This window comes from Actinomycetota bacterium (genome assembly GCA_036280995.1).
Lineage (GTDB): Bacteria > Actinomycetota > CALGFH01 > CALGFH01 > CALGFH01 > CALGFH01.
This window is the reverse complement of sequence record DASUPQ010000431.1, coordinates 1-2,077: the sequence shown is the minus strand read 5'-3', so window position 1 is coordinate 2,077 and position 2,077 is coordinate 1. Positions and strand designations below refer to the sequence as shown.

At 77.7% G+C, this 2,077-nt stretch carries 2 protein-coding genes; one reads left to right on the top strand and one right to left on the bottom strand.

Annotated features, from left to right (window positions below; all coding sequences use genetic code 11):
• Nucleotides 1-878: amidohydrolase family protein (locus VF468_14395; GenBank protein HEX5879483.1), on the bottom strand; the 878-nt coding region annotated here is incomplete at its 3' end.
• A gap of 31 nt (nt 879-909) precedes the next feature.
• Here VF468_14395 and cysS point away from each other — a divergent pair.
• Nucleotides 910-2,077 (top strand): cysteine--tRNA ligase (cysS, locus tag VF468_14390; GenBank protein ID HEX5879482.1); only part of this gene is annotated, 1,168 nt, incomplete at its 3' end.

Genomic DNA, 2,077 nt, shown 5'->3' with positions numbered 1-2,077 from the left:
AGGCCGGCCTCGACCAGCAGCGCCAGCTCCTCCACGTCGATCGCCGGAGGTGGTCCCTGGTTGCCCAGATCGGTCCCGTAGACGACCCGCCCGCCGCGGGCCACGAACCGGCGCACGCCGGCCCGGCGGGCCGGGATGGGGTCGATGTGCAGGGTCGGCACGGCCACCACCGACTCGGCCAGGGCGTCGACCAGGGCGTCGGGCAGCCCGGCGGGGTCGAACGGCCAGTGGGCCAGCTCGCCGACCCCGGCGGCCAGGGCCTTGGCGGCCTCGGCGGCGGAGCCGACGTGGGCGGTCACGCCGAGGCCGCGCTCACCCGCCGCCTTGACGAGCGCGGCCAGGACGGCCGCGGGCAGGGTCGGGCCGACCCGGTCGTCGAGGGCGACCTTGATCACGGCCGCCCCGGCCCCGGCCAGCTCGGCCACGGCCGCCGCCGCCCCGGTGGCGCCGCCCACCGGGCGGGCGGTGCCGGGCGGGGCCCAGGGGGCCCGGGTCGGGTAGCCGCCGGCCACGGTGACGATCTGCCCGGCGGCCAGCAGCCGCGGCGACGCCGCCGGGGCCGCCGCCCCCTGGCGCAGGGCGGCCAGCCGGTCCGGGGGCCAGCCCAGGTCGCGCACGGCCGTGACCCCGCCGGCCAGGACCCGGGCCGGTGGGTAGAAGCCGAGATGGACATGGGCGTCGATGAACCCCGGGAGCAGGGTGCCGCCCGCGCCGTCGACCACCACGGCCCCGGCCGGCGGGACGACCCGGCCGGCCGGGCCGACCTCCAGGACGACCCCGCCGGCGGCGACCACCGTCCGGCCGGGCACCGCCGGGCCCCCGCCGCCGTCGACCACGGCGACGCCGACGATCGCCAGCGGGGCAGGGGAGCCGGGCACCCGCAGAAGCTACACCGGTACCATCCTGGCCATGAACCAGCACGCCGGCCCTCCTCTGGTGCTGCACGGGCCGCCGGGCGGCTCCGCCCCGCTGGCGCTCGGCCGGCGGGTCACCCTGTACGTCTGCGGCATCACCCCGTATGACGCCGCCCACGTCGGCCACGCCTTCACCTACGTGGCCTTCGACACCCTGGCCCGGTTCCTGCGCGCCCGCGGCCACGAGGTCGTCTACTGCCAGAACGTCACCGACGTCGACGACGACGTGCTGCGCCGGGCGGCCAGGGACGGCGAGGACTACCTCGCCCTCGGGCGGCGCGAGACGGCCGCCTACCTGGACGACATGGACGTCCTCAACGTGACCCGGCCGACCTACTTCCCCTGGGCCACCGAGGAGATCCCGGCCATGGTCGAGCTGGCCGGCCAGCTGGTCGACGGCGGCAACGCGTACCTGGTCGACGGCACGGTGTTCTTCGACGTGACCAGCTACCCCGGGTTCGGGGAGCTGTCGGGGCTCGGCCAGGACGAGCAGCTCGACCTGCTGGCCGAGCGGGGCGGCGACCCCGGCGACCCGCGCAAGCGCCACCCGCTGGACTTCGTGGTCTGGCAGCGCAGCCAGCCGGGGGAGCCGTGGTGGGACAGCCCCTGGGGCCGGGGCCGGCCCGGCTGGCACCTGGAGTGCTCGGCCATGAGCCGGCGCTACCTCGGGGTCACCATCGACCTGCACGGCGGCGGGTCCGACCTCCTCTACCCCCACCACGAGTCGGAGCGCGCGCAGTCCGAGTCGGCCAACGGCGCCCCGTTCGCGCGCCGCTGGCTGCACACCGGCATGGTCGGCTACCAGGGCGAGAAGATGTCCAAGTCGCTGGGAAACCTCATCTTCCCGCGCGAGCTGTTCCGCGACCACGAGCCCGCCGCCGTCCGCCTCGCCCTGCTCGCCCACCACTGGCGCTCCGAATGGGAGTGGGACCCCGCCGAGCTCAAGGAGGCCGCCGAACGCCTCTCCGCCTGGCGCCAGGCCTGTGGACGGACCGGCTCATCCGTCACCCCGGCCGGCTACCCTCCCGAGGGGGGCCCCGCCGCCGGCGGGTCGGGTGGCGTCGCGCCCGACGGGGACCCCGCCGCCGGCGGGTCGGGTGGCGTCGCGCCCGACGGGGACCCGGCGCCGGCGGGTGAGGGCCGGCCGCGCCCCAGCCTGCCCG